The organism is Candidatus Magnetobacterium casense (assembly GCF_019173545.1).
GTDB classification, from domain to species: domain Bacteria; phylum Nitrospirota; class Thermodesulfovibrionia; order Thermodesulfovibrionales; family Magnetobacteriaceae; genus Magnetobacterium; species Magnetobacterium cryptolimnobacter.
In genome coordinates this window covers 1-3,506 of record NZ_JABXWD010000353.1, presented here as the reverse complement: position 1 = coordinate 3,506, position 3,506 = coordinate 1, and the positions used below count along the sequence as shown (strand labels likewise).

The 3,506-nt window shown below is 48.1% G+C and carries 3 protein-coding genes; 2 read left to right on the top strand and 1 reads right to left on the bottom strand.

The genetic code is table 11. From position 1 onward, the window contains the following. Positions 1 to 110 precede the first annotated feature (110 nt). Positions 111 to 941: a polysaccharide biosynthesis/export family protein gene (locus HWQ67_RS14705; RefSeq protein WP_218253444.1), complete on the top strand. Its 831-nt coding sequence runs from the start codon at positions 111 to 113 to the stop codon at positions 939 to 941. A gap of 295 nt (positions 942 to 1,236) precedes the next feature. Here HWQ67_RS14705 and HWQ67_RS14700 read toward each other — a convergent pair whose 3' ends face one another. Next, on the bottom strand, positions 1,237 to 2,739 hold the full coding sequence (locus HWQ67_RS14700) for a glycoside hydrolase family 3 protein (protein ID WP_218253443.1): 1,503 nt from the start codon (positions 2,737 to 2,739) through the stop codon (positions 1,237 to 1,239). A gap of 292 nt (positions 2,740 to 3,031) precedes the next feature. Between HWQ67_RS14700 and HWQ67_RS14695 the strand changes: the two genes are divergently transcribed. Next, on the top strand, positions 3,032 to 3,256 hold the full coding sequence (locus HWQ67_RS14695) for a hypothetical protein (protein WP_218253442.1): 225 nt from the start codon (positions 3,032 to 3,034) through the stop codon (positions 3,254 to 3,256). Positions 3,257 to 3,506 lie beyond the last annotated feature (250 nt).

The following is a 3,506-nucleotide window of genomic DNA, read 5'->3' as shown; positions in this document are numbered from 1 at the left end:
AACACTCTAGATGAAACAAAGTCCCATAATCACCGATGGCTTTACTAACTCCCTTGAGATAGGGTACAATGATCCAGTAGTGTTACAATGACATATGGAGAAAGTGGCGGATGGCTAAGGTTTTTTTAGGACGATGGCTGCGTAATATCAGCGGCTTATTGCATGTCTGTTTTTCGAGGGGGAGCGTAAACAGGCTGACTGCGATACTCCTGCTCTTTGTCTTTGGCTGCGCCTCAGTGCAATCAGAGGTGGCGCCGCAGGGGCAACTGGCAGAATTGGTAAACGATAGTCAACAGGACAATAACAATGAGGAGATATCAAGGCTTGGCCCCGGTGACATCATCGCCATAAACGTCTACAGACACACGGATTTGTCAATGGCCTCGATCACGCTGAGGCCCGATGGTGGGTTTTCCTTCCCCCTGGTTGGACAGGTGTATGCAAAGGGACTCAGCACAAAGGAGCTTGAAGCAAAGATGAAAGACATGCTAGCTCAGTACATCGTAAAGCCCGATGTGACCATAAATGCACAGAAGCTAAACAGCCACAAGGTATATGTCTTAGGCGAGGTTGCCCGTCCCGGGGTGATTCCCATAGAGGACGACCTGACCCTTATAAAGGCAATTGCCCTTTCCGGTGGCATTACGCATGATGCCAAAGAATCGGGCGTTGTGCTTCTGCGCAAGGGCAAGATATATACCCTCAACTTTGCCAACGTCCGTAAGGGGGGATACGCCGATAACGTCCGTCTGAGAAACGGTGACATTCTCTATGTGCCATCATCGGGTCTGGCAGATACGACCAGGTTTCTCTCCAACATATCGAGTATCCTGGGATTCATCATCGGCATAGAAAGTGGCATAATCCTGACCCCGCAGGTGGGTGATGCCCTGCGTGGAAAGTCCGGTAACAGTTCCCCCATTGCTATCCCGTCGAAATAAGCGGAGCCGCCCCTTTCTTTCTTGTATTGCACACAATCGAAACGCTCTATAAAATAAAAGAAGATAATGATTTTGTAAAAAAATGGTTGGAAGTTGAAAAAAAGAATACCGAAAGGAAGCGTAAAAAACAGAAGGAGTTGCTTGAGGTTGCATAAAAAAACAGCGAAATAGTTAAGCGATATCGGTGCCACATTGCTTGCCTATTTTTCGAAAACTTGAGTATATTAATTGAAGAGAAAAGTTCAGAAGTATTTTCAGAGCCTTATGTCGCCTTGACCTTTCAACCAGAATAAATTCACCGTGTGATTGTAACGGGCAGGTGCCCGGAGAATGCCATCTCCCCGCGCAGGGCCTTGATTACGGACAGTTGAGCGTATACGGACTCCTCATAGGCCGCTATCAGGATGTCTGCGGTATCAAAGTGCCGTAACACGTAGGGACTGCCAAAAGATATGACAACGCAATGACGGCAACCACGTATAATACCGTTTATGAGGTCTATGTCGCTCTGGATTAGCCCGGAGTTTCCACGCCACGCCTTGACGCTTGTAAATACCGCTATTACAACTGCCGTATGAGAGATATCTGAGGGAGGTAAGAGTTCTCTGATGTTTGTGCATTTATCAAAATAAGTCAACAAGGGAGAGGCCTCACAGGACTTATCATCTCCAACGATTATAAGGCGTGGCTGCCAGGGCAGAGGGAATATCTCTCCCTTTCCTTTTACAAGGGTTATGGACATTTCGGTCAGTTGCTCCGACAACCGAACGTGTCTCCTGGGATTTATTATGGCCCTGTGACGCATGTTGAGTCTGCCCTTGACGGAGAGGATACGTTTACAGGCCAGGTCTATCTGTTTCTGTGTTATGGTGCCGGTCTTTAATGCCAGAGTCAGTTCATCCACCGTGTCATCGACGTCCAAGGGGTGGAGCAACACATCTATGCCGGCATTGATGCAATTGGCCGGTACGTTGTCTATTTGCTTGAGTGCGTCCATGTTCAGGGCATCGGTTATGATGAGGCCGTCAAAGATGTATTTCTTGCGAAGCAGCCCTGTCACTATCCGATGCGACAGGGTGGCTGGTGTCTCATCGAAACAGGGGACGCTCAGATGTCCAACCATGATGCCCCTAGCACCCGCACTTATGGCATCCGAAAAGGGAACTAGGTCTACGTCGTAGAGTTCCTGACAGCTCTTGCTTATTATGGGCAGGGCGATGTGTGAGTCTGTGGCGGTGTCTCCGTGTCCGGGGAAGTGCTTGACGCAGCACATGATACCAGCCTGTTCGATGGCCTCGACGTACAGGCGGCCAAGCCAGGATACCGTGTGCGGATTGTCGGAGAATGCCCTCGTACAGATAATGGGGTTAAACTGATTTCTGTTTACATCCAGGACGGGAATCAGAGGCATGTTGATCCCCATGTCAATGCACTCCGCAACGATGGCATCAACGCCATGTCTCAGGAGTATGGCATCATCCTCGACATCCATCCTCACTGCCGCTGCCACAGCCATCTGACAGGGAAACATTGTAGCCCCGCTTATCTGCTGCCCCACGCCACGTTCAACGTCAGAGGCAAAAAGCAGCGTCCTGCGGCAACGTCCCTGACACTCCGCTATAAACTGCTTCAACTGTCCCCTCTGACCGCCAAAGATTATAAACCCACCGATCCCCTTATCCACAAGCCCCAATACCTGCGCACGATAGCACGCTGAATCAAGCATGTTACCATCCAGCCTGCCTATTATCAACTGATATAGCTTTTCAGCCAAGGTCAACCCTTTCAGCTCTGTCATGTGTCTGTACTCACAATATACCGTATAGAAGAGTTTATCAGAAATCCCTAGATAGTTACAATATTGACTGATACAGAATCAACAACATTTTTCCCTACCAGAGGGAAAACTTTTCTCCTGCGGCAGTGCCCAATACGCCTGGCAGACTTATGTCGGCGGGCATTAGTCATAGTGTAATGAGACTTTATTCTTACTGGCACGGTATTTGATATACATAATGCGAATGAAATTGTTAATATAGGCTTAAGCGTATATGAGAAAGAATTAAAAACAAGCGAAAGGAGACAAGATTATGAGAGCTAACGAAGTTGCACAAAGAGTAACAGACGAGGTGGTACTGTTAAAAGATTCCAAGCCGTTTGATTCGCTGAACGAGGATGAACAAATAGATGCACTTATCTGCGCACTGCGGCAGTACGGAAAGATATCGGTGCCCATGTGTGCGCAGTTTGAAAAGGCCGTGGAGGATGTTCACCAGGAAGCAGCACAAGTAACCATGCCATTTTATGTGAAATAGATATAAGTCGGAATTTTAAAATCTATCCATTGTGTACTCTCCAATCAATAACCCTTCATTACTTGCCGGCGGAAGCACAACATCCTGCCGGCAAGCCTTCTCCCCATGACCTATCGCAGAACAAATTAAAGCAAAGAAAAAAAAGGGGCGGCTCCGCCCCCCTTCAGAACCCCCCGCAAGGGGACCAGTCCCCTTGACCCCGTAAAAATGCCATGTATCTTGTATTTAATCCAATCGAAACGTGCTATAT

Excerpts from the sequence above, each read along its gene's own strand:
- HWQ67_RS14705 (WP_218253444.1), top strand. The coding sequence starts at position 111 with ATGGCTAAGGTTTTTTTAGGACGATGGCTGCGTAATATCAGCGGCTTA.
- HWQ67_RS14700 (WP_218253443.1), bottom strand. The coding sequence starts at position 2,739 with ATGACAGAGCTGAAAGGGTTGACCTTGGCTGAAAAGCTATATCAGTTG.
- HWQ67_RS14695 (WP_218253442.1), top strand. The coding sequence starts at position 3,032 with ATGAGAGCTAACGAAGTTGCACAAAGAGTAACAGACGAGGTGGTACTG.